The following is a 24,829-nucleotide window of genomic DNA, read 5'->3' on the forward strand; positions in this document are numbered from 1 at the left end:
CTCACTGTTTGAACATTTCCGACCGGTACCAGTCGACAAAATGCTGCACGCCTTCATCCACCGAAACGGATGGCGTGAAGCCGGTCAAGGCCTTGAGAAGGTCCGGTGCAGCAAATGTTCTCGGCACGTCGCCCGGCTGCATCGGCAGAAAATTGCGCACCGCGCTCTGTCCGGTAGCCGCTTCGACTGTCTCGATAAAGCGCATGAGGGCGACGGGCTGTCCGCCTGCCAGATTGACGACCCGGAAAGGCGCATGTCGCGACAGTGTATCGATTCTCTCGACGCGGTTTTCTTCTGCGGGGACAATCGCGGCCAGGCGGACGACGGCTTCTATAAGATCGTCGATGTAGGTAAAGTCCCGGCTCATCCGGCCTTCGCCATAGATCTCGATCGGCCGGCCCTCAAGAATACGCTCGACGAACTTGAACAGGGCCATATCCGGCCGGCCCCAGGGGCCGTAGACCGTGAAGAAGCGGAATGCCGTCGTGGGCATGCCGTAGAGATGCGCATAGCTGTGCGCCATGAGTTCGGTCGATTTTTTCGTTGCCGCATAGAGCGTCATCGGTTCGTCGGCGCGGTCCGTTTCGGCAAAGGGGATTTTCTCGTTGGCGCCGTAGATCGACGATGTCGATGCAAGAAGCAGATGCTTTGGCCGCAGGGATCGGGCCAACTCCAAGACGTTCCATGAGCCGATAAGGTTTGAATCGACATAGGTCTTGGGCTCTTCGAGGCTGTAGCGAACCCCGGCCTGAGCCGCGAGATGGACGATCATGTCCGGTCTGGTCGTTTCCGCTGCCCGTTCGAGGGCGCTCCTGTCCTCCAGCATTCCGATCACCGGCCGGAAGCCATCGGAGCGGCTAAGGATCGCGTGACGCCGTTCCTTGAGGCGCACGTCATAATAGGGCGTCATGCCATCGAAACCGGTGACAGAATGGCCGTCATCAAGCAGGCGCTTGGCCAGATGGAACCCGATGAAACCCGCGGTTCCGGTGATAAAATAATGCATGCCTGCTCCTGAGGGTGTGCGGCGGGCCAGCCGGGCTGCCCGTCCCGCCTGTACCTGAAGCTGCGCCGTTTCACCAGATGTCGGTTGTCGCTGTTGCCGGGATGGACGAAGCGGCCAGGCGGCAGCGCGCCTCATGATGTTCACGTGCAGTTCCGGAATCGATGGCATGCATAGTCAAAGCCGGGCAACTTGCCAATGGTTCATCTGCAAGGGAGTGAGGCACCGGTGATGGTGCCGTTCTGCTTTGCACAAACTCGAAACAAGATGCCGCGATCAAGGATGATGGATATCCTTGATGATTGCGTGGCTGTGGCGATAGCCACCGCCGAAGGCCGTGGCGCCAGCAATATGAGGATGATCGGCATCGAGATCAAAATGGATATGACTGTCGTTTTCTTCTGCGGACGGCCAGAGCCGCGCGGCGGTCAATGAGGCAAGGGCCGTTATTGTTGCGAGAAGTATATATGTAGCCGACAGGCCGATCGTCGCGCCCATCCATCCCGCAAGCGGATAGGTAATCATCCAGCACGCGTGCGACAGAGCAAACTGTGCGGCAAACAGGGCAGGACGGTCTTCCGGCATTCCGGACCGCCTAAGGATGCGGCCGGAAGGTGTGAGCACCAGCGAGTATCCAATGCCGATCATGGCCCAAAGCGCGACCAGGGCCCAATAGGACGGTATGAGCAGACCGGCAAGAAGGGCGCCGGCGAGCAGGACGGTTCCAGACAACATGACGGGCCGATCCGGTATAAATCGCAAAAGCCTCGGGATGAGAAGCGCTGCGACCATTGACCCCAATCCAAAAGCAGCAAGCGCGATGGCCGTGAAACGCTCGCCCCGCCCGTAGACGGTCTGCACCAGCACCACAGTATTGACAAAGACCATGGATCCCCCAGCCGCAATTGCAAAATTCAGCGCAAGAAGACCTTTCAGTTGCTGAACCGTGAGGTACAGGCGAAGCCCTCGGGTCGTTCGCTCATAGAAGCTCCGTTGTTGCATGCTTTTCGGATCGGGCAAGAGAATCGTTGTCACCAGAGCGGCGGAAGCGAGGAAACCGACGACAGTGCCGAGATAAAGGTTGTGATAGCTCGTCAGCGTCAGCAATGCGGCTGCCAGCAGCGGACTGACGACCTTTTCGAGGTCGTAAGCCAGCCGCGACAGTGACAGGGCATGGGTATAATCATCTTCGTCGGCGAGTACATCCGGTATCGTCGCCTGAAACGTCGGGGTGAAGGCGGCGGAGGCGGCCTGCAGCACAAAGATGAGCAGGTATGCTTGCCAGACGCTCGTTAGGAACGGCAGACACAGGGCAACAGCCGCCCGGACGATGTCGAGGCCGACCAGCATTGTGCGTCGGGGCATCTGTTCCGTCAGGGCGGTGGCAATCGGCGCGACGGTGACATAGGCGATCATCTTGATTGCAAGGGCAGTGCCGAGAACAGCCCCGGCGCTTCCGGCATCCAGTTCGTAGGCCTGCAGGCCGAGCGCAACCGTTGCAAGACCGGTACCGAGAAGAGCGATCACCTGTGCCAGGAACAGATGCCGGTAGGTGCGGTTCGAGAGAACTTTCAGCATTTCATCCGTCCTGTTCAACGCGTCCCGGTCGGCAACGCCGCCTGAGACCTTCGGGCGTGTACGGCAAGGCTAAAGATACTTGGTAATGGACTTGAATTCGTCGATGGACTGACGCCTTTCCCTCGGAGGCGAGCCAACCGCGTCTTCAAGGCAATGGTCGAGATGGTCCTCGATCAGTGTGCGCTTGGCATTGGTGATCGCCTTCTCCACGGCATGAAGCTGCTGGGCGATGTCAAGGCACGGCTTTCCTGCCTCGATCATGGCGACCACGCTCCTCAAGTGGCCTTCGGCGCGTTTCAAGCGCTTGACGATTTCGGGGTGCGTGTCGTGCCGGTGCTCGATAGATACCATAATCATATCCTATCCTCCTGGAGAGGATCTTTCAAGGCAAGAACCCAGGGAGCTGCGGGGCCTGTTTTCCGAAGGATAAAGAACGAACCGAGACATCCAGAATGGCCGGCCGGCATCGCCGGCATCGCAGGCATTGAGGGCACCAACTGCGTTGCCGTGCCCAGGGGGACTGTAGAGGGAATGACACGGTGCCAGCGACAAGAAACGTTTCTCGAAAGATGCTTGACATTCATCCGATATAGCGATCAATTCCTATTTACCGGAAAATAGATGCGGTATACCGGACTTAAAATAAGGGCCTCTTCTGTGCCTGAATTTCTGCCTTGGCGCATGCGCGGCGTAAGAGAGTGCATCTCACGAAAAATATCAGCGAACGCTGACATCCTTGATCAAAGTTCAAACCAAAAAAGGGGAACTGAATGAGTGACAAGTTTGAGACAAACCGCAGAACCGCACTGAAGTTTTTGGGTACGGGCGCCGCTGTTCTTGCCGTGCCTTACATTATACGTCCACGCCCCGCCTGGGCGGACAATGGAGTCCTCAATGTGACGACTTACGACAAGTTCCTGCCGCAGGAATTTGTCGAGAAATTTCAGAAGGACACCGGGATCGAAGTCCGGATACGCCTGACCGATGACCAGGGCAAGCAGTACAATCTGCTAACGGCCGAAGGTGCAAACCCCTCGACGGACATCGTCACGGTCGCCGGCCATCGCTACACGCAGTTCATCAACTCGAAACTGCTGCAGCCGCTCGACACGGGCAAGATTTCCAACTGGAAGAACCTCAATACCGCCTACCAGGACGCTCCCTGGGCGCGTGTCGATGGCAATCTCTGGGGTCTGCCGATCCTGGCCGGCTATGAGGGCCTTGCCCGCAATGTCGACTACGTGAAGGATGCGCCGAGCTGGGAAATCATGTTCGATCCGCAGTACAAGGGTCAGACATCCTACATCGTCAGCGATTTCATGACCATCGTCATGCAGTATCTCGGTCACGACGGTGACTTCGTAACCTATGTCGACAAGCCGGACATTGCCCAGAAGGCCACCAACGAAGCGCGGGACTTTCTGATCAAGAACAAGGATATGGTCCGTAAATACTATGACGCGGGCTCCGAAGTGCAGCAGATGTTCATCAACGAGGACATCTATCTTGCGCATTCTTGGTCCGGCCCTGCCGCCAAGCTGATCATGGATGGTCATCCGATCCAGCTTTCGGTGCCGAAGGAAGGCACGTTCGGCTTCTGCTATACGCTCAATGTGGTCAACAACGCGCCGAATGCCGAGAATGCATACAAGCTCTTGGATGCCATTCTGGCAAGCCCGGAAGTCGGTGCCGCGATGACCCGTCAGTCGGGCTACAGCTCGACGATGAATGGCGTCGGCGATCTGCTCGATGAGCGCGAAAAGCTGGCCTCTACGCTGCCGCAGGAAGAAGTCGATCGCATCATCTTCTTCTCGTCGGTCAATCGCGATATGAAGAACGAGATGATCGATCGCGCCACGGCAGAGGTCAAGGCCGCCTGACAAGGCAAAGCCTGCCTGCACCCACCTGTCCCGGAGCGATGTTCGTTTCTCCGGGCAGGCAGGTCGCATGGCCGATCAAGCTTATCAACGTGCGATGGCCGGCCGCGTTCACGCAGCGGCGTCAGGTGAGCAGCGCTAACCGAGATTGTTTCATGGCTGACAGCAACAGGATCGCCGGCTATTCGGCAGCGCGCGCCGCGCCCGCGCCCCGATATTCCACCGGCATGGCGAAGATCGTCAATTCCGCGATTTACAGGCATACGCTTGGAGCGGTGGTGGAAACGCGGATCGGGCGGGTCATTCTTCTAGCCGGGGTTCCCCTGATCTGGCTGGTCATGCTGCATGTCGGTCCGATCTATCAGATGCTGAAGATCAGCCTTCTGTCCCATTATCCGATCCAGCCGGGGGTGGAATCGCATTATACCCTCGATAACTATGCAATCTTTTTCAGGGAATCTTTGTATTTTACCCCGTTGCTCAAGAGCTTCGTCTTCGCAACGGCGGCCACTGCCGTCACGCTGCTGGTCGTCTATCCCGTTGCCTATTACGTGGCAAAGATCGTCAAGCCGGAGGGCCGCACCAAAGCCTTGCTGCTGCTGTTGGTTCCCTTCTGGGCCGGTGAACTGATCCGCACCTTTTCCGTGATCATGCTGCTGGCCAACCGAGGCGGGTTGAACGTCCTGTTGCGCGAAGTGGGCATTATCGATCGTCCGATTCCGATGCTCTACACGTCATTTTCGCTCGGCTTCGGTCTGGTTTATCTCATCTGCCTCTACATGCTTCTGCCGCTTTATTCGGCGATCGAGAAAATCCCGACACAATATCTGGACGCTGCGGCCGATCTGGGCGCCGGGCCGTTCACCCGCTTCCGGCGGATCATCCTGCCCTTGTCGAAGGACGGCATCGTGTCTGGCTGTTCGCTGGTTTTCCTCACCTGCATCGGTGTCTTCGCCACGCCCATGTTGCTGGGAGGCCCCAATACCGTGCTTTTCCCTGAAACCATCAGCGGCTTTTTCCACGGCGCCAGCGACAAATGGCCTGTTGGCGCCGCCTTCGCACTCATCATGCTGGTGACCGCCCTGATTACCGCAGCGATCTTCATGCGGCTTGTCGGCGGCAAGAAAAGGAACGCATTCTGATGCGAGACATGTTTTCCGACGCTCCCCGCACGGCGCTGACGGCGTTTTACTGGACCTTCATCCTCTACCTGCTGCTGCCTCTGACCCTGATGATGGCGATGAGCTTCAAGGACGCCAACTTCGTTGCCTTTCCGATCAGCGACTGGACGTTTGACTGGTACGTAAAGGTCATGCAGGACAAGCAGTTCCTCGAGGCCTGCCTTTATTCGATCATGATCGCCGCGGCGACCACATTCTCGGCAACCGTGCTTGGAACCTGGATCGCCATGCTCATCGTCGCGGAGGGGATACGCGGCCGGACAATCATTTTTGCTCTGGCCTGTCTGCCGGCGGTCGTACCGGGCATGATCTCGGCAATTTCACTGCGCATCTTCATCTCGACCATCGATATGCCGACGGGAACCACGGCCATCATTCTCGGCCATACTGTTCACGCAGTGCCGTTCGTGGTGGTGATGGCGCTGACCCGCCTGCGCTCGATGCCGGGCAATCTCGTCGACGCGGCCCGTGATCTCGGAGCCGATAGCGTTGTGGCTTTTCTGCGTGTCACACTGCCTTATCTCGGGCCGGCACTGCTTGGTGGCATGATCTTTTGCGTGCTCCTGTCGATCGACGACTTTGTCCGCACCTTTTTCCTGGGTGGCTATCGGCCGACACTTCCCATGCTGATCTTTGCCAAGGTGCAGGGCGGGATGTCTCCCGAAATCAACGCAATGGCGACGATCGTTCTGGTGGTTACGGCCGTCGTGGGACTGTACGCCGAACACATCACCCGCCGCGCGAGGACCCGCTGATGGAAACCGTCGTTCAATTCGAAAATGTCAACAAAAGCTACGGCAAGCACCTTGCTGTCGATAACCTCAATCTGAGCATCGAGGCCGGGAAATTCGTCACCCTGCTTGGTCCGTCCGGTTGTGGAAAATCCACCTCTCTGCGCATGCTCGGTGGCTTCGAGACGCCGACCTCCGGCCGCATCCTGCTAAGCGGCAAAGACGTCACACGGGTTCCGCCCAACAAGCGCAATGTAAACATCGTATTTCAGGACTATGCCCTGTTTCCCCATATGACGGTTGCGAAGAACATCGCTTTCGGACTTGAATTGAAGGGCTTCGACAACCGGCATATTCACAGAAGAGTTTCTGAACTGCTGGAACTCGTCCAGCTGCGGGACTACGCCAGTCGTCTGCCTGCCGAACTATCTGGCGGCCAGCGCCAGCGCGTTGCGCTCATACGTGCGCTTGCGCCGGACCCGGCCGTCCTGCTGCTCGATGAGCCGCTTTCGGCGCTCGATGCCAAATTACGCCAGCAGATGCAGATCGAACTCAAGGCAATCCAGGAGACGACCGGCAAGACCTTCATGTTCGTGACGCACGACCAGGAAGAGGCGCTGACGATGTCGGACACGATCGTGGTCATGAACCAGGGCCGCATCGAACAGATGGGCGATCCCGATACGCTCTATGGGCGGCCCGGCTCCGTCTTTGTCGCCAATTTCGTCGGTGAAACCAATCTGTTGCGCAGCACCTTCGCCGGCCTGGACGGCGATGTTGCAGCCTTGAACTGGAACGGCATCACCATCAAGGCCAATCCGGGCGGGCTGGCGCCGAAAGTTGGCGAGCACCTCTACGTCGTTCTGCGCCCGGAGGCGATCCACTGCTCGGTTGCGGAGCCGACAAGCGGCAATCGCGTCAAAGGCAAGGTTCGTCAGCGCGTGTTCAAGGGCAACCACACATCGCTGCTGGTCGAGGTTGGAAATGGCGCCATGCTCAATACATTGGTGCATCCCGGCGACGTCGCGCAACTGAGCGGTGAAGACGTCTGGCTCGGATGGAAAGCGGAAACCACGGCTGTCATTCCTGACCGGCATGCCCACAATTGAGACGGCACCGGCGCGCATCGCCTCGGTCTTGAACAAATGAAGCAATCGATGCGAATGATGAGCTATCGGGTGGCGGAGGCAGAGCATGGTATATGACGCACAGGCACCTCTTCCATCTGCAGCCAAAAGTCTGGCGGAACTGGGACAGCGCGTCCGCGACGATCTCGCTTGCCTGTGTTATCCGCAGGTCAACTGGGTCGTGCCCACTGCTTGCGAGGATCACGTTCATGACGTGGTCGTCATTGGTGGCGGCATGTGCGGTCTGGTTGCCAGTTTTGCCTTGAAGAGCGCCGGCATTCGGAATTTCCGCACTTTCGATCGTAGTCCGGCCGGCTTCGAAGGGCCATGGCTGACCTATGCGCGCATGGAGACGCTTCGTTCGCCCAAGCAACTGACGGGTCCAGCCTATGGCATGGCTTCGCTCACTTTTCGCGCCTGGTTCACCGCCCGGTTTGGAAACGAGGCATGGACGATCCTCGACAAGATACCGCGCCCGATGTGGATGGAATATCTTTGCTGGTATCGCAAGGTCCTGGCCTTGCCGGTTGAGAACGATGTCGAGGTGACGAGGATTTTGCCGGAGGGTCAATTGCTGCGCTTAACCCTCGCTGGCGATGGTGCTGCCGAAACGTCTGTGCTTGCCCGCAAAGTCGTGATGGCAACCGGCCGTGACGGAATGGGCAGGCCCAACATCCCGGCCTTCGTCCATGGCCTGCCGCAGAAATACTGGGCCCACTCCGCGCACAAAATCGACTTTGCGGGCCTGCGCGGCAAGCGTGTCGTGGTCGTCGGCATCGGCGCGTCTGCCGTTGACAATGCTGCCGAGGCGCTGGAGGCAGGGGCGGCTGAAGTCCGCCATCTTATTCGCCGCAAGGAAATGCCGCGCATCAACAAGCTGATGGGCATCGGCTCTTTCGGCTTCACGGCCGGCTTTCCGAAACTGGGCGATGCCAGGCGCTGGCAGATCATGAACTATTCGTTGCGCACGCAGACGCCGGCACCGCGTGGTTCGACGATGCGCGTGAGCCGGCATCCGAACGCCTATTTCCATTTTGACGCGGGCGTCGAAAGGACGGAACTTGATGGCGAGGAGATCGTGATCGAGACATCGCAGGGCAGACAGGTTCGGGCTGATTTCATGATCCTCGGCACCGGCTTCGGCGTGGATCCGTTGGCCCGCAAGGAACTCGATGGCTATGCGGACAAGATTTTGTTGTGGCAGGACCGCTTTACCCCGCCGGATGATCAGGCAAACAGCGATCTCGGCAAGTTCCCGTACCTGGCAGATGATTTCACCTTTCTGGAACGCGAGCCGGGGCAGGCACCGTGGCTTGCCAATATTCACAGCTTCAATTCGGCGGCCGCTGCAAGCCTCGGCAAGGTCAGCGGCGACATTCCCGGCATCAGCGAAGGTGCGGCCTGGCTCGTGCGGGAAATCGCAGCCAAGCTTTATGAGGAAGATTTCGACCATTATTGGCAACGACTGATGGACTATGAAACGCCTGAATTGCGTGGCGATGAGTGGACGGCGTCACCCTTGCCGGAGGGTGAAGAGACCACCGCCCGCAAACAGGCGTAGGAGGAGGATGGCATGGCTGGAAACGAAGACGTGGTTGCCGCGATCGCCGGCATCGAGCCCGGCGGAGCGCTGGCCGGAATTGTGGCCGGGCGGGCCGATATCATGGCGCTGACCCAGAAGACGCATGATGGTGCCCTGACGCCGGACAATCCGGGCGGGCTCTCGGATGCCGAGCGCGCAGCGCTCGCCTGGCGTGTCGCTAAAATAAATGATCACAAGGGCTTCGAGGACCATTTCGAAGCCATGCTGGAAAAGGCCGGTGCGCCGGAACAGGCCGCGCGCCTGGCCGACATCTGGTTTAACGGCGGCAGCGACGCGCGTGCCAGGGCCATCATCCGGCATGTCGACCTCGTCGCCCATTCGCCGAAGGATGCCACGCGGCACGATATCGAGTTGCTGCAAGAGGCGGGACTTGCCGATGCCGACATCGTGCGGCTGGCGGAGCTTGTCGCCTTCGTCAGCTATCAGATCAGGGTCGCCGCCGGCCTGCAACTGATGCAGAGGTTCGCATGAGCAGAACGGTTCACGATTTCACCACCGACATCCCGGTCTGGAAGCCGTACGTGACGCCGCTGGACCTTGCCGAGGCTAGCACTGAGCAACTGGAAGCCTTGAAGGTCACTCCGTCTAATAACAAAGTCTCGGACTATGTCCTGGTGCTGGCCCACGATGTCGAAACGCTGAAGCACCGGACGCCGCTGTTCAACGCGGTGATGTACAATCGCGACGGTCTGTCGCGGGCCGAACGCGAGATCGGGGCTGTCGGGGCGTCTATCGTCAACCGCTGTATCTACTGTGCCGCCGTTCATGCCAGCCGGTACAACCAGCTGACCAAGGACGAGGATGTGATCGCGGCGATCTTTGCCAATGGTGTTGATGCGCAGATCGGCCCGCGCCTGAAAGCGATCCTGACGTTTGCAGTCAAGCTTTCGAAATGCCCTTCCGAGGCGAATGCCGACGACATGGCGGCGCTGGTAGAGGTAGGTCTCGGCAAAGACGAAATCCTCGACCTTATCCTGTCCGTATCCCTGTTCGGCTGGGCCAACCGGCTGATGCATACGCTTGGCGAGCCGGTCAGCGCATGACCGGCCGCACTGTTCACGGGCTCGGAAAAAAGGAAGACAACATGCTTTCGGTCAATCCGCCCGAAATTGGGCCCCGCCTGCAGGCCTACCGGAAGGCATTGAACCTGACATTGGCGGAGCTTGCCGCCATGTCGGGCGTATCGCGGTCCATGTTGTCGGAAATCGAACGCGGCAATGCCAATCCGACCTATGGAACGCTCTGGCATCTGACACGGGCGTTGAAGATCGATCTCAACAGCCTTGTCAGCGGTGCCAGCGAAGAGCGTGGCGGCCCGATCATCGACCTGCAGCCGGGCAATCTGACGCCGACCATCCGCAGCGCGGACGGCAGTTGCACGCTGCAGATCCTGTCGCCGGCCAGCATGGTGTCGCTGATCGAATGGTATCTGCTGAGCTTCGAGGCCGATGGTGAATTGATCAGCGATCCGCATGGATCCGGCACGATCGAGCATCTGCATTGCACCAAGGGCGAGATCGTCGTGCGCAGTGCCGGCAATACGATGATCGTGCGCGCCGGGGAGACGGCACGCTACGCCGCTGATGTGTCCCACTCGCTGACAAGCGTCGGGAACGTCGGAGCCGGGGCGTTCCTGGTGGTCGCATCCGGGGACGTGGGGCCGAACACGCAGCGCGCACCGCTGCGGTCTAAATAATCGAGCGGCGGATACGCCGCGACTAGAGAATGAGCAGAAAAGGACGTTTTCATGCGGGTAGGAATTGTCGGAGCGGGCTCGATCGCATTCGCCACAGCGGCGCTGGCTGAACAAAATGATCACGTGGTGACCCTATGGTCGCCATCAGGCGAACGCACCAAGGGGCTGGCCGGCGGCGAGGCGCTGGTTGCGCAAGGTGCTATTCAGGGCACCTTCCACCCCGCCGTAGCCGTAAACGCCGAGGCGCTGGTGGCTGCCGCGGACGCGCTGGTCATCGCACTGCCGGCCTATGGTCATAAAACCGTCCTCGACGCGATTGCGCCCCATGTGACGTCGCTGCAGACGGTTATATTCAGCTCTCATGCTTCGTTCGGCGCGCTCTATCTGTCGCGGCTGCTTGCCCGGCGCGGCGTCGTCGCCACGATTGTTGCATGGGGTACGACCGCCGTGTCGGGCAGACAGTTGAGCCCGACCCTGGTCAATGTGAATACGGTTCGCAAACAGGTGGATATTGCAACCGTCCCGGCCTCGCGGAGCGCTTCGGGCCTTAAGATTTGCAAAGAACTGTTCGGTGATCGTTTCCTCGATCGGGGAAGCCTGATGGCAATCGCCCTATCCAATCTTAACCCGCAGAATCATATGGGGATCGCACTCGGCAATATGACGCGCATGGAGCGTGGCGAAAGCTGGAGCCAGGGGCAGAATGTCACGCCGAATGTCGGGCGCCTTCTCGAAGATCTCGACAGGGAACGGATCGCAATCGCGACCAAGCTCGGTCTTCAGGTGCGCGACATCTTTCAGCATTTCCACCTTTCGTTTCATGTGCCGGTCAACTCGATCTCTGAGATGAACCAGGAGATGCACGAAGCCGGCAATGGTGGAACCGGTCCGGCCACAGCCGACAGCCGCTACGTGACGGAGGACGTGCCGTTCGGTCTGGTCATGACGGCCAAGATCGGACGCCTTGCGGGTTATCCCGCAGAATTGCATGAAGCCGGGATACGGATTTTCTCGTCCATGTATGGCCGGGATTTCACCGCGGAGAACGATCTTCTGACGGCTCTGGAACTGGACTCGATGTCGCTCGAGGAACTCCGCCATCTTTGCCATGACGGATTTGCCGTCGCCACCGGCTGAATGCGATCGTCGCTACAGCGATGACGCGAAAACATGAACCGCCACATAAGGCTGCCCTGCAATGAGCAAAGCATTTTTGTCCCATCTTTCCCAGGAACTCGAGGGGCTGAAGTTCGCCGGGCTTTACAAGTCCGAGCGGGTGATCGTTTCCAGGCAAGCCGGCGAGATCGAGATCGCTTCCGGGGCGAAGGTCCTGAACTTCTGCGCCAACAACTATCTGGGTCTCGCCAACAATGAGGAACTTGTCGAGGCGGGCAAAAAAGCGCTCGACCGTTACGGTTACGGCATGGCGTCAGTCCGCTTCATCTGCGGTACGCAGGAGGAACACAAGCAACTCGAAGCGCGCATTTCGGGCTTTCTCGGCATGGAGGACACAATCCTTTATTCGTCCTGCTTCGATGCCAATGGCGGGCTGTTCGAGACGCTGCTCAACGACGAGGACGCGATCATTTCCGATGCACTCAACCACGCCTCGATTATCGATGGCGTGCGCCTCTCCAAGGCCAAACGCTTCCGTTACGCCAACAACGACATGGCGGCACTGGAAGCGGAATTGAAGAAGGCGGACGGCGCGCGCTTCAAGCTGATCGCCACAGACGGCGTTTTCTCGATGGACGGCATTATCGCCAATCTGAAAGGCGTTTGTGATCTTGCCGAAAAATATGGCGCCATGGTCATGGTCGACGACAGCCATGCCGTGGGATTTGTTGGAAAACACGGACGCGGCTCGGCCGAATATTGCGGTGTCGAGGGCCGGGTCGATATCATCACCGGCACGCTTGGCAAGGCGCTTGGCGGCGCGTCCGGCGGCTATACCTCGGGCAAACGCGAGGTCGTGGACTGGCTGCGCCAGCGGTCGCGACCCTATCTGTTTTCCAATACGCTGGCTCCGGTGATTGCCGCAGCTTCGCTGAAGGTTTTCGACCTGATCGACAACGGCGATGCCCTGCGCTCCCGTCTGGAAGACAACGCCACATTGTTTCGCACGGAAATGTCCAGGCTCGGCTTCACCTTGGCCGGCGACGGACATCCGATCATCCCGGTAATGCTCGGTGACGCTTCCGTGGCACAGGACATGGCTGCAAAGATGCTGGAAAAAGGTGTCTATGTGGTTGGTTTCGCCTTTCCCGTCGTGCCGAAGGGCCAGGCTCGCATCCGCACCCAGATGTCGGCCGCTCACAGCGAGGCAGACGTTCGCCGGGCGATTGCCGTATTCGAAGAGGTTGGACGGGAGTTGGGCGTGATTTGATCTTACCCGCCCCTTGAGGGGAAGGGCAGGACCGCATCGCGGGGATTCAATGAGGATGAAGCAATGACCAACATGATGAAAGCCCTCGTCAAATCCCGCGCCGAGACTGGCCTGTGGATGGAGCACGTGCCGGTGCCCGAGCCGGGTCCGAACGACGTGCTGATCAGGGTGAAGAAATCGGCCATCTGCGGCACTGACGTGCATATCTGGAACTGGGACCAGTGGGCGCGGAAGACCATTCCGGTGCCCATGGTCGTCGGCCACGAATTCGTCGGCGAGATCGCGGAAATTGGCACGGCCGTTACCAAGCATCATGTCGGCGAGCGCGTTTCCGGCGAGGGCCATATCGTCTGCGGCAAGTGCCGCAACTGCCGCGCAGGCAGAGGGCATCTCTGCCGCAATACGCTCGGTGTCGGTGTTCATCGGCCCGGTTCCTTTGGCGAGTATGTTTGCATTCCGGAATACAATGTCGTCTCCATTCCCGACGATGTGCCGGATGAAATCGCGGCAATCTTCGATCCCTTCGGCAATGCCGTGCACACGGCACTTTCTTTCGATGTCGTCGGTGAAGATGTTCTGGTCACCGGCGCGGGGCCGATCGGCATCATGGGTGCCATGGTCGCCAAGCGCTCCGGCGCGCGCAAGGTCGTCATCACCGACATTAACCCGGTGCGCCTTGCACTCGCCGAAAAACTCGGCATCGACTATGTCGTCGATGCGTCCAGGGAAAATTTGTCTGATGTGATGAAACGCATCGGCATGACCGAAGGCTTCGATGTCGGGCTCGAGATGTCCGGTGCAGCACCTGCCTTCCGCGACATGATCGACAAGATGAACAATGGCGGCAAGATCGCCATTCTCGGTATCGCCCCCACAGGGTTCGAGATCGACTGGAACAAGGTCATCTTCAAGATGCTGAACCTGAAGGGCATCTACGGCCGGGAAATGTTCGAGACCTGGTACAAGATGATCGCATTTGTCCAGGGCGGGCTCGACCTGTCGCCGCTCATCACCCATCGCATTGGCATCGACGATTTCCGCGACGGTTTCGAGGCCATGAGATCCGGCAATTCCGGCAAGGTGGTCATGGACTGGTGAGCCATAAGGGCCTGTTGGGTCGAAATCGGGGACAATGCGGCGCAAGCGACGGTGTCAACGCAATGCAGGTCGAAACTTTCCAGTTAGGGCAATGCAAGCAATGAACACTCTTCCGTCTGCGGAGCCGCGGGAAAACTGGAACTGGCGGATGCTCGCCCTGGCTCTTCCGATCATTCTGGCCAATCTGGCGCAACCCCTCTTGTCGCTGGTTGACACAATGGTGGCTGGACACCTGCCTGATGCGTCCTATCTCGGTGGCGTCGCGCTCGGTGGCGTGCTGTTCAATTTTCTGTTCTGGAGTTTCAGCTTCCTGAGAATGGCCACGACCGGTCTGGTCTCCCAAGCCTGGGGAGCCAACGATGCGGCGCTCATGCGCATGCATCTGTTCAGGGCACTTCTCATTGCCGCCGCCGGCGGGTGGACCATCATTGTCCTGCAGAAGCCGATTATCCACATTGGTCTGGGATTTCTCGGCGGCAGCAGCGCAGTCTTTGAAAGTGCCTCGGCTTACGCACTCGCCCGGATTTGGTCCGCCCCTGCCGCCCTTGGAAATTTCGTCCTGCTCGGCTATCTCCTGGGGTGCCAACGCGTGATGATTTCGCTCGCATTGCAGGTCGCGTTAAACGGGATCAACCTCGCCGCCACGTTGACGCTGGTCTTCGTCTTTGACTGGGGTGTCGCGGGCATCGGGGCAGGCACCGCCCTGGCGGAGTGGGCCGCCCTTGTCCTCGGGCTCCTCGTTGTCCGGCCGTGGGGTTCACGTCCTCAGGTTGTGTTGCGGGACCTGTTCGACAGGCTCGCATTCCAGCGATTGATCGCGGTCAACCGCGACATATTTCTTCGCAGTCTCTTTCTGTTGATCTGCTTTGCCTGGTTCGCCCGCACCGGTGCGGCGGAAGGCGATGTCATTCTGGCGGCCAATGCCGTTCTTCTCAATCTCCACGGCATCGCTTCATACGGGCTTGATGGCTTTGCCCATGCCACGGAAACGCTCGTCGGCTCGGTCATCGGCGCACGACGCAAGCAGGCCCTTGCTCGTGTGATCAAAGCCGCCTTTCTATGGTCGGGCCTGGTCGCGCTTCTGTTTTCGCTTTCCTATGCTCTCGCCGGCCCGTCGATCATCGAGGCCCTGACCAACCAGGAGGATGTGCGTGCGGCTGCCATCGCATTCCTTCCTTACCTCGTCGCATTGCCGCTGGTCTCGGTAACCGGCTACATGCTCGATGGGATATTCATCGGCGCAATGCGCACCCGCGAATTGCGCAACAGCATGTTTATTTCCACCATCGTTTTCCTTGTGGCCGCCTATCTGCTGCAGCAGGTCTGGAGCAATCACGGATTATGGATCTCGATGTTGTTTCTCATGATCGCCCGTGCCGCGACATTGGGCTTCAATCTTAAACGCATATTCCAAAGCCTGTAGGCGAATTTGAAAGCGCTGCGGCTGCCATCGCGCGGCTGGATTTTATTTCGATTATGCCGTTATCGGTCAGGCCATCTGCTATTTGGCCAGCCGGTCGCCTTTTAGCGTGAGAACAACCACAACGCCTTCCTTGGACCATTCATAGGAAATTGTCCCTCCGAGCTGGCCGGATACGCTTCGCTTCAGCAGCTTGCTTCCATACCCCTTCGCGCTATCGGGAGTTTCGACCGGAGGCCCGCCGCGTTCGGTCCAGGTCAGTGTGACATCGCCATCTTCCGTAATGCCTGAGAGATCGAGAATTCCGGTATCAACGGAAAGCGCGCCATATTTCAAGGAGTTCGTCGCCAGTTCGTGGAAAATCAAAGACAAGGCTGTTGCAGCCAATTCCCCCACGCCCATGCGCGGGACGGCAACACGTATCCGCCCCTTGAATGCCCCCAGGTCTTCGTAAGGCGACAGCAAAACGGACAGAAGATCGCCCAAAAGCGCTGCATGCCCCTGGCTTCCCGGAAGCGGACGGACCATGTCGTGAGCGCGGCCAAGTGCGGCCAACCGCCCGGTCAGTTCCTGCGCCATTTCCTTGGCCGTCGTCGTGGATTGTGAGGTGATATTTGTCAGGCCCATAGCGATGGCGAGCAGATTTTTGACCCGATGGCTCATTTCTCCGGCCAGCAGTTCATTACCTTCTTCAGCCTGCTTGCGCCCGGTAACGTCCAGAAACACACCGAACATCTGCCCGTCGTGCAGGGCCGCGTCGTCGCCAAGACCCCGCGCCGAAATCCATCGGATGTCTTCTCCAACGAGAATACGGAAGTCGATCTCGTAAGATCCGACAATGCCGCGCGTTGCGGTGAAGGCGGCGCGGACCCGATCCCTGTCGGCCGGGTGAATATGGGCCGAGAGATCCTCGAATTTTACCTCACCCTTTTTGACGAGCCCCCAAAGCTTGAAGGCCTGCTCGTCCATCGCGAAACGATCGCTCGTGACGTTCCAAGACCAGAGAGCCACGCCGGCAGCATGGATGGCGCGACGCAAGTTTTCCGGCTTCCAAAGGGGATGGCGAGGGTCGCTGAAGGGCATCGATGCATCTTTCCAAAATCACGTCTACAGGGCAAGTTTCTATCGCGACAATTCCAATTTCTGCGTGTTTAAATTCGCAGAATTTCACATCACGGGAAAGTCATTGGCTGTAGGCAGGCTGTTTGGAATGCGCAAAAACATGCCATAACCTTGTCTCCGTAGAGGCAAGAAAATGCAAGCGCTCAATGGGCAGTGTCTCGAAATTTTAATGTGCCGAACGCATGCCGTCCAACGGGGGCGCAACGTTTCTCGGAGCTGGAAGCCCGACGCTAGCAGGCCGGATAGACGATCAGCGTTCCACCGCGTGATGAGGCCGGCAAAAAACGCGTGGAGGGCGATGATCAAAGCCAGCCTGTCTGCCATGGAACACTGATCGTCTATCCGGCCTGCCCGGTGTCGCGGTGACTGTAAAAAATGTCACCGCGACACCGCATATCGGCCGCTTGATTGCTTCTTGAATTACAGCCGTGCCTCCAGCACCATGTTGAACGGAGTTTCGGCCGACCGCCGGACATTCTGGAAGCCACCCTCGTTCAGGACCTGTGACAGCCTGACTTGGCCAGCCTGTGCCCCGAGTGCGGCGCCCACCTCCTGGCTCAAGGATGCGGGAACGCAAGTATTGGCCGAAGCTGCATAGAAAATACGGCCGATCGGGTTCAAATTGTCTGCGAGGCTGTCGCCGGCCATCGGCTCGACCAGCATCAGCGTGCCCTCCGGCTTCAGCGCCTTTGCAACATGACGGACCGCCCCGACCGGGTCGCCCATGTCATGCAGGGCGTCGAACATGGTGACAAGGTCGAACCCGGTCCCGGCGAAGTCCTTCGCCCCAGCCGTTTCGAACCGGACATTGTTCAATTGTTTGGCGTGCTGTGCTGCATGCTCGATCGAAGGAGCATGGAAGTCGATGCCGAGGAACTGTGATCTGGGAAACGCCTCGGCCATGATGATCGTCGATGATCCAAACCCGCACCCAATATCCGCCACCAGCGCACCGCGCTCCAGTTTCTCGATGATGCCATCCAGCGACGGGAGCCAATTGGCAACGAGATTGGACTTGTAGCCCGGCCGGAAGAAACGGTCGGTACCACAGAACATGCAGGTGCAGCGATCCGCCCAGGAGACGCCGCCGCCGTGGCGGAATGCATGAGCCAGCTTGCGGCGATCCGCGTAGACGGCATCCAGCGCCTGGAAACCGCCGATCATGTTGACCGGGCTCTCGTCGATCGCGAAGACCGCTGCCTGTTCGGCAGACAGTTCGAACCTGTCCGCGGCAACGTTGTAGTCAACAAAGCCGGACGCGGCCTGAGCGGAAAGCCACTCCCGGACATATCGCTCCTTTGTATCCGTCAGTGTCGCAAGCTCGGTCGGCGAGACAGGACCCTTGCCTGCCATCGCCCGGTAGAGGCCAAGCTCATCTCCAAGCGTTACGAGAGCAGCGTTCTGGGCCGCGCCGAGCTCATTCACCATGACGCCCAGCAGGGCATGCAATTTGTTGGTATCGATTTCCATTGGGTGTCGCCCTGTTTCGGGGCTGCGGAATGCCGCCCGGTTGCAAGGGTTTTAGGCATTGCGTAGCGCGTGCGGCAGAGGCAGAATGGCCGCTATGAAGCCGATCCAGCCAGCTTCTTTGACTGAGAAGCGACCCTTGCAGGTGAGCATCGTCGCGTTTGCGGAATGCGACCCGTCCATCATGTACGGTATTTTCGATACGCTCTGGATCGCTGGTGCGCACTGGAAAAGCAATTCGAACGAGCCGACGAGTGAGGTTCTGTTTGCTCCGCGCCTTATTGCGGCAAATCCCGGCCCCCTGACCCTGATCACCGGCGTGACCATCCTGCCGCAGGCGACCATCGATGAGGTTGAACAGACCGACTACGTGCTCGTTCCCAATGTGGTCGTCGATACGCCGGAGACAATCGCAGCGCTGGACCGTAAGCTTCTTGAATGGATCGTCAGGATGCACCGGAAAGGCGCGCGATTGCTTGCTGCCTGTGGAGGTTCGATCGTGTTGGCAGAGGCGGGACTTCTGGATGGGCAGTCGGCGACCACCCATTGGCTGTATGCAAGCCTGTTCCGAAATCGCTACCCCCGGGTAGACCTTCGGGAGGAGCGCATCCTGGTTCAGAGTGGCCCTGGACATTCCATCGTCTGTTCGGGCGGCGCTTCATCGTGGCAGGATCTGACGCTCTTTCTGATTGCCCGGCATGCCGGAACGGCGGAGGCGATCCGCATCTCCAAGCTCTTCCTGTATCAGTGGCATCGTGACGGGCAACTTCCCTATGCGTCCATGATTGCCAATGTCGGTCATGGAGATATGATTATCGAAAAGTGCCAGGAATACGTTCCGGACCACTATCAATCGAGAGATATTCTTTCACAATTGCTACGGCTTTCCGGCCTTCCCAAGCGGTCGTTCGATCGGCGCTTCAAGAAAGCGACCGGCTATTCTCCGCTCGAATATGTCCAGTGGCTGAGAGTGGAGGAGGCAAAGCAAATGCTGGAGCTTGACGAGAGGCCGATCGAGGATATCGCATTTGATGTGGGCTATTCCGACCTTGCCTCATTCCGCCGCCTGTTCCGCAAAATTGCCGGCTTGACGCCAGGCGAATATCGCCGACGCTTCCGCCTGCCTGAGAATGTGGAAGCCGCCCTTCGGGCAGCCTCGGCCGAGGAACTTGCATAACCCCCAATGATGGATTTTGGAGACGTGCCGGCTGCGCTTTTCATCAGCTGGAGAGAAGCGAAAGGGAGATCCTGCCGTCGAGGGATGCAAAGACCGGCCGCTTCTCTGCGGCCGGTCTTTGTGATTGCCTATGCGATGAGAAAATCCTGATGGGTCAATGCAGCCTTGTTGTTCAGAATGGCCAGCTGCACTGCCGTTGCCCCGCTACCGCTGCCGTCGGCATCGTAGAACACGGCGCCGGTCGTCCTGTCATAGAGGATGCGGTCATCGGCATCGACCGCACCCGAGGCGAGATCTTTGAAGGCGCCCTGTGCGAGACCGCCAGCGGTAAGGCTCGTGTAAACGTTTGCTGCCAGCCGGATGACATCGTCCACCACCGAAAAGTCGACGATGCTGTCGATATTGGATGACCCGGCCGTGGTCGTGAACAGGAAGGTGTCGGCGCCTGCACCACCTTGCAATAGGTCGGTGCCTGCTCTCCCATCGAGAACATTGGCGCCGGCATTGCCCTGGAGCGTGTTGGCGAACTCGTTGCCCGAGAGATTCAGCGCCGTCGAGCCGGTGCTGCCGAGCAGCCGAAGGGTCTCGATTTCCTGGCCCGCTGCAAGCGCGTAGCTGACCACCGTCTGCACGGTGTCGGTGCCGTTGCCAGCCGCTTCCATAACCTTGTCGGCGATGTTGTCGATCTGGTAGATGTCATTGCCGGCAAGACCCTGAAGCGTATCGGCGCCAGCTTTTCCGTCCAAAACATTGGCGCCGCCATTGCCTTGCAGCGTGTTGGCGAATTCGTTGCCGCCAAGGTTCAGAGCTGCCGAGCCGGTGCTTGCCAGCAGCCGCAAGGTTTCGATTTCCTCTCCCGCCGCCAGTGTGAAGCTGATCGTCGCTTGTACTGTGTCCGTACCGTTGCCGATCGCTTCCAGCACTTTGTCCGTGGCATTGTCCACCTGGTAGATGTCATTGCCGGCAAATCCCTGAAGCGTGTCGGCACCTGCTTTTCCGTCAAGCACGTTTGCGCCGGCATTGCCCTGAAGGGTGTTGGCGAACTCGTTGCCCGAGAGATTCAGCGCCGTCGAGCCGGTGCTCCCGACCAGCCGCAACGTTTCGATCTCCTGGCCGGCAGCCAGCGAAAAGGTTACGGTTGTCTGCACGGTGTCGGTGCCATTTCCGGCATTTTCAAAGACCTTGTCTGCAGCGTTGTCGACCTGATAGGTGTCGTTGCCACCCAATCCGTAAAGCGCATCGACGCCTGTTTTTCCGTCAAGGACATTGGCGCCGGCGTTGCCCTGCAGCGTGTTGGCGAATTCGTTGCCCGAAAGGTTGAGCGCGGTCGAACCGGTGCTGCCGAGCAACCGAAGAATCTCGATTTCCTGTCCCGCCGCCAATGCGAAGCTGACCGAACTCTGTACCGTGTCGGTACCGTTGCCGGCGGCTTCCAACACCTTGTCCCCGATGTTGTCGACCTGATAGATATCGTTGCCGCCCAATCCGTAAAGCGCATCGACGCCTGCTTTTCCGTCCAGCACGTTGGCGCCGGCATTGCCCTGCAGCGTATTGGCGAATTCATTGCCGGACAGGTTGACGGCGGTCACGCCGGCGGCACCGACCACCCGCAGCGTTTCGATCTCCTGACCTGCTGCGAGAGCATAGCTGACCGCCGTCTGAACAATATCGCTGCCTTGTCCCGCAGCTTCGATAACCTGGTCGCCGGCGTTGTCGACCGTGTAGATATCGTTGCCGCCAAGCCCTTGCAACGTGTCTGCTCCGGTCTTGCCGTCAAGCACGTTTGCAGCTGCGTTGCCGATGATCAGATTAGCCAGGCTATTGCCTGTTCCGTTGATTGCCGCAGCGCCGGTCAGTGTCAGTCGCTCGACCTCGGCCGACAGCGTCAGCGTAACGCTTGACTGGACCGTATCGGTCCCTCCACCGGCAATTTCCGCAATGGTGTCGCCGGAATTGTCGACCAGATAGGTGTCATTTCCCGCACCGCCCGCCATCGCATCGGCCCCGGCGCCACCGTTGAGAATATTGTCTCCGGAATTGCCGGTGAGACTGTTGACAAACCCGTTGCCGGTGCCGTTGATGGCCGCCACACCCGTGAGAACGAGGTTCTCCAGGCTGTCCTCGAGCGTGTATGTGATGCTCGACCGTACAGTATCCTTGCCGGATGCGAACGCGTCCTCGTAGATCAAATCGAGAATTTTACTGTCGACGATATAGGTGTCGCTGCCTTCGCCGCCATTGAGAGAGTTGGTTCCGGCGCCCCCATCCAGCGTGTCATCGCCTTCGGCGCCATACAGAAAGTCGTCGCCAGTGCTGGTAACGATGGTGTTGCCGAGTGTCGACGCGAAAATCGTTGCACTACGGCCGGACAATTCATCCTTAAGATCCGCAGTGCCGCCGTTTGTCAGGCGAAGATTGACAGGTTCGCCCGGAAAATCCGGCCGATAGATGATCGATGTGAAGCTCTCGAACTGGCTGACCGTACCTTCGACTTCGTTGCCGTTCGTCGCAAGCACCTCGACGCCCGTGATAGTGCCGGTTCCGAGCGTCTGGCCGGAATAGAGCGTATCCGTGCCCAGGCCGCCATCGATGTTCATCGAGACATTGTTGGATGTATCGATCACATCGTCGCCGGCTCCAGCGTCGATGGTTCCGGTTCCCACCCAACTGGTGATCGTGTCATTGCCGATGCCGCCGGAGATCGCTGTGGTTGTGCCTTCGTAATCGGTAATGGTATCGTTGCCGTCGCCGCCGTTCAGCGTGTCATTGCCGTCAGCGCCGTCGAGGGTGTCGTTGCCAGCCCCGCCGCTCAACGTGTCGTTGCCCGCTCTGCCATACAGGGCGTCGTCAAGTGCGCCGGTGGTGATCGTATTGCCGAAGTCCGACGCAACAATCGTCGCACTCCGACCGGACAATTCATCCAGAAGATCCACAGCCCCGCCGTTTGTCAGGCGAAGATTGACCGGTTCGCCCGGAAAATCCGGCCGATAGATGATCGACGTGAAGCTCTCGAACTGGCTGACCGTACCTTCGACTTCGTTGCCGTTCGTCGCAAGCACCTCGACGCCCGTGATAGTGCCGGTTCCGAGCGTCTGGCCGGAATAGAGCGTATCCGTGCCCAGGCCGCCATCGATGTTCATCGAGACATTGTTGGATGTATCGATCACATCGTCGCCGGCTCCAGCGTCGATGGTTCCGGTTCCCACCCAACTGGTGATCGTGTCATTGCCGATGCCGCCGGAGATCGCTGTGGTTGTGCCTTCGTAATCGGTAATGGTATCGTTGCCGTCGCCGCCGTTCAGCGTGTCATTGCCGTCCGCTCCGTTAAGGGTGTCGTTGCCTGCCCCGCCGGTCAACGTGTCATTGCCTGCCCCGCCGTACAGGGCGTCGTCCAGCGCGCCGGTGTTGATCGTGTTGCCGAAGTCCGACGCGAAAATCGCCCCGCTACGGCCAGTCAATTCATCCAGAAGATCGACAGCCCCGCCGTTTGTCAGGCGAAGATTGACCGGCTCGCCCGGAAAATCCGGATTAAAGATGATCGACGTGAAGCTCTCGAACTGGCTGACCGTACCTTGGACTTCGTAGCCGTTCGTCACAAGAATCTCGACACCCGTGATTGTGCCGGTTCCGAGCGTCTGGCCGGAATAGAGCGTATCCGTGCCCAGGCCCCCGTCGATGTTCATCGAGACATTACTGGATGTATCGATCACATCGTCGCCCGCTCCGGCGTCGATCGTTCCGGTTCCCATAACCGTGGTGATCGTGTCACTGCCGATACCGCCGGAGATCGCCGTGCTCGTGCCTTCGTAATCGGTGATGGTGTCGTTGCCGTCACCGCCGTTCAGCGTGTCATTGCCATTAGCCCCGTCGAGGGTGTCGTTTCCCGTTCCGCCGTTCAGTGTGTCGTTGCCCGCTCCGCCATACAGGGCATCGTCAAGTGCGCTGGCGGTGATCGTATTTCCGAAGTTTGAAGCGGAAATTGTCGCGCTACGGCCAGTCAATTCATCGAGAAGATCGACAGCCCCGCCGTTTGTCAGGCGAAGATTGACCGGTTCGCCCGGAAAATCCAGATTAAAGATGATCGACGTAAAGCTCTCGAACTGGCTGACCGTACCTTGGACTTCGTAGCCGTTCGTCGCCAGGATCTCGATGCCCGTGATTGTGCCTGTTCCAAAGGTATGGCCGGAATAGAGCGTATCCGTGCCCATGCCGCCATCGATATTCATTGCTCCATTGCTGGATGTGCTGGATGTATCGATCACATCGTCGCCCGCTCCAGCGTCGATGGTTCCGGTTCCCACACCTATGGTAATCGTGTCGTTGCCGATGCCGCCTGAGATCGCCGTGCTCGTGCCTTCGTAGTCGGAAATACTGTCATTGCCATCGCCGCCGTTCAGCGCGTCATTGCCATCAGCTCCGTCGAGGGTGTCGTTGCCCGCTCCGCCGTTCAGCGTGTCATTGCCAGCCCCGCCATACAGGGTGTCATCAAGTGCGCCGGTGGTGATCGTATTGCCGAAGTTTGAAGCGGAAATTGTCGCGCTACGGCCGGACAATTCATCGAGAAGATCGACAACCCCGCTGTTTGTCAGGCGAAGATTGACCTCTTCGTCCGTAAAATCCAGATTAAAGATGATCGACGTGAAGCTCTCGAACTGGCTGACCGCACCTTGGACTTCGTAGCCGTTCGTCGTCAGGATCTCGATGCCCGTGATCGTGCCGGTTCCGAGCGTCGGGCCGGAATAGAGCATATCCGTGCCCAGGCCGCCATCGATGTTCATCGAGACATTATTGGAAGTATCGATCACATCGTCGCCCGCTCCGGCGTCGATGGTTCCGGTTCCCACACCTATGGTAATCGTGTCGTTGCCGATGCCGCCTGAGATCGCCGTGCTCGTGCCTTCGTAGTCGGAAATGCTGTCATTGCCATCGCCGCCGTTCAGCGTGTCATTGCCGTCAGCCCCGTCGAGGGTGTCGTTGCCCGCTCCGCCATTCAAGATATCATTGCCATTTCCACCATACAGGGTGTCATCGCCGGCGCCGGTGGTGATCGTATTGCCAAGCGCCGATGCGAACATCACGGCGTTGCGCGCTCCGCCGCCATCGATCTGCAACTCATCCGTCAAATCGAGCGCGCCACCATTGGTCAGCGACAGCTCTATCGCCGATGTCGGATCGTCGATTGAAACCACGATCTGATCGAAGTTTTCAAAATAGGCTATGGTTCCGGAGATGTTGCTTCCGAACGTTTCGAGCGTATTGATTGCCATTGTGAGCCCTATTCCTTGAATTATGTGATGTCATCAAACGTCGTTGTAAGCAGATGAAGGCTTACATACTTGTCGTCTTCATCTGTCGTAATGTCT

At 58.9% G+C, this 24,829-nt stretch carries 19 protein-coding genes; 13 read left to right on the plus strand and 6 right to left on the minus strand.

Features of this window, described 5'->3' with window-relative positions; translation table 11 throughout:
• Position 1: 1 nt before the first annotated feature.
• The 3 genes from PY308_RS01695 to PY308_RS01705 form a co-directional block, all read right to left on the minus strand.
• Complete coding sequence (locus PY308_RS01695; protein ID WP_275787352.1) at positions 2–1,006, minus strand: NAD-dependent epimerase; 1,005 nt, start codon at positions 1,004–1,006, stop codon at positions 2–4.
• A 273-nt stretch (positions 1,007–1,279) separates the two neighbouring features.
• A complete protein-coding gene (locus tag PY308_RS01700; RefSeq protein ID WP_275787354.1) occupies positions 1,280–2,581 on the minus strand; it encodes an MFS transporter in 1,302 nt (433 codons plus the stop codon).
• A 69-nt stretch (positions 2,582–2,650) separates the two neighbouring features.
• Entirely contained in the window at positions 2,651–2,932 is a 282-nt protein-coding gene (locus PY308_RS01705) for a metal-sensing transcriptional repressor (protein ID WP_275790977.1), read from the minus strand.
• A 419-nt stretch (positions 2,933–3,351) separates the two neighbouring features.
• Here PY308_RS01705 and PY308_RS01710 point away from each other — a divergent pair, with 419 nt between their 5' ends.
• The 12 genes from PY308_RS01710 (at position 3,352) to PY308_RS01765 (ending at position 15,703) form a co-directional block, all read left to right on the plus strand.
• The gene (locus PY308_RS01710) at positions 3,352–4,461 is read left to right on the plus strand and encodes an extracellular solute-binding protein (protein ID WP_275787356.1); all 1,110 of its coding nucleotides are present in this window, start codon (positions 3,352–3,354) and stop codon (positions 4,459–4,461) included.
• Between the two features lie 152 nt (positions 4,462–4,613).
• Positions 4,614–5,600 (plus strand): ABC transporter permease, encoded by a 987-nt coding sequence (locus PY308_RS01715; protein WP_275787359.1) that lies wholly within the window; start codon positions 4,614–4,616, stop codon positions 5,598–5,600.
• Complete coding sequence (locus tag PY308_RS01720; RefSeq protein WP_275787361.1) at positions 5,600–6,394, plus strand: ABC transporter permease; 795 nt, start codon at positions 5,600–5,602, stop codon at positions 6,392–6,394. Before PY308_RS01715 ends, PY308_RS01720 begins: the two co-directional genes overlap by 1 nt.
• Positions 6,394–7,479 carry an ABC transporter ATP-binding protein gene (locus PY308_RS01725; RefSeq protein WP_275787363.1) on the plus strand — a complete coding sequence of 362 codons (1,086 nt, stop codon included), beginning with the start codon at positions 6,394–6,396 and terminating at the stop codon, positions 7,477–7,479. The genes PY308_RS01720 and PY308_RS01725 overlap by 1 nt, the downstream gene beginning before the upstream one ends.
• 85 nt (positions 7,480–7,564) lie before the next feature.
• Positions 7,565–9,058 (plus strand): NAD(P)-binding domain-containing protein, encoded by a 1,494-nt coding sequence (locus PY308_RS01730; protein ID WP_275787366.1) that lies wholly within the window; start codon positions 7,565–7,567, stop codon positions 9,056–9,058.
• A 12-nt stretch (positions 9,059–9,070) separates the two neighbouring features.
• Positions 9,071–9,571, plus strand: a complete 501-nt coding sequence (locus PY308_RS01735; protein ID WP_275787368.1) for a CMD domain-containing protein — start codon at positions 9,071–9,073, stop codon at positions 9,569–9,571.
• Positions 9,568–10,143 carry a peroxidase-related enzyme gene (locus tag PY308_RS01740; protein WP_275787371.1) on the plus strand — a complete coding sequence of 192 codons (576 nt, stop codon included), beginning with the start codon at positions 9,568–9,570 and terminating at the stop codon, positions 10,141–10,143. The genes PY308_RS01735 and PY308_RS01740 overlap by 4 nt, the downstream gene beginning before the upstream one ends.
• A gap of 41 nt (positions 10,144–10,184) precedes the next feature.
• Positions 10,185–10,796 (plus strand): helix-turn-helix domain-containing protein, encoded by a 612-nt coding sequence (locus tag PY308_RS01745; RefSeq protein ID WP_275787374.1) that lies wholly within the window; start codon positions 10,185–10,187, stop codon positions 10,794–10,796.
• Positions 10,797–10,847: 51 nt separating this feature from the next.
• Entirely contained in the window at positions 10,848–11,933 is a 1,086-nt protein-coding gene (locus PY308_RS01750) for an NAD/NADP octopine/nopaline dehydrogenase family protein (RefSeq protein WP_275787375.1), read from the plus strand.
• Positions 11,934–11,994: 61 nt separating this feature from the next.
• The gene (locus PY308_RS01755) at positions 11,995–13,182 is read left to right on the plus strand and encodes a glycine C-acetyltransferase (RefSeq protein WP_275787377.1); all 1,188 of its coding nucleotides are present in this window, start codon (positions 11,995–11,997) and stop codon (positions 13,180–13,182) included.
• Positions 13,183–13,245: 63 nt separating this feature from the next.
• Positions 13,246–14,280 (plus strand): L-threonine 3-dehydrogenase, encoded by a 1,035-nt coding sequence (tdh, locus tag PY308_RS01760; RefSeq protein ID WP_275787380.1) that lies wholly within the window; start codon positions 13,246–13,248, stop codon positions 14,278–14,280.
• A gap of 100 nt (positions 14,281–14,380) precedes the next feature.
• The gene (locus PY308_RS01765) at positions 14,381–15,703 is read left to right on the plus strand and encodes an MATE family efflux transporter (RefSeq protein WP_275787382.1); all 1,323 of its coding nucleotides are present in this window, start codon (positions 14,381–14,383) and stop codon (positions 15,701–15,703) included.
• Positions 15,704–15,781: 78 nt separating this feature from the next.
• On the opposite strand, the gene PY308_RS01770 is transcribed toward PY308_RS01765, so the two are convergent.
• Both PY308_RS01770 and PY308_RS01775 read right to left on the minus strand, forming a co-directional pair.
• On the minus strand, positions 15,782–16,783 hold the full coding sequence (locus PY308_RS01770; RefSeq protein WP_275787384.1) for a sensor histidine kinase: 1,002 nt from the start codon (positions 16,781–16,783) through the stop codon (positions 15,782–15,784).
• Positions 16,784–17,242: 459 nt separating this feature from the next.
• Entirely contained in the window at positions 17,243–18,292 is a 1,050-nt protein-coding gene (locus PY308_RS01775) for a class I SAM-dependent methyltransferase (protein ID WP_275787385.1), read from the minus strand.
• A gap of 94 nt (positions 18,293–18,386) precedes the next feature.
• On the opposite strand from PY308_RS01775, the gene PY308_RS01780 reads away from it, so the two are divergent.
• The gene (locus PY308_RS01780) at positions 18,387–19,466 is read left to right on the plus strand and encodes a GlxA family transcriptional regulator (protein ID WP_275790978.1); all 1,080 of its coding nucleotides are present in this window, start codon (positions 18,387–18,389) and stop codon (positions 19,464–19,466) included.
• A 128-nt stretch (positions 19,467–19,594) separates the two neighbouring features.
• Here the strand turns inward: PY308_RS01780 and PY308_RS01785 are convergent, their stop codons facing one another.
• Positions 19,595–24,733, minus strand: a complete 5,139-nt coding sequence (locus tag PY308_RS01785; protein ID WP_275787387.1) for a beta strand repeat-containing protein — start codon at positions 24,731–24,733, stop codon at positions 19,595–19,597.
• Between the last annotated feature and the right edge of the window lie 96 nt (positions 24,734–24,829).

The sequence above is a fragment of the Pararhizobium gei genome (genome assembly GCF_029223885.1).
GTDB lineage: Bacteria > Pseudomonadota > Alphaproteobacteria > Rhizobiales > Rhizobiaceae > Pararhizobium > Pararhizobium gei.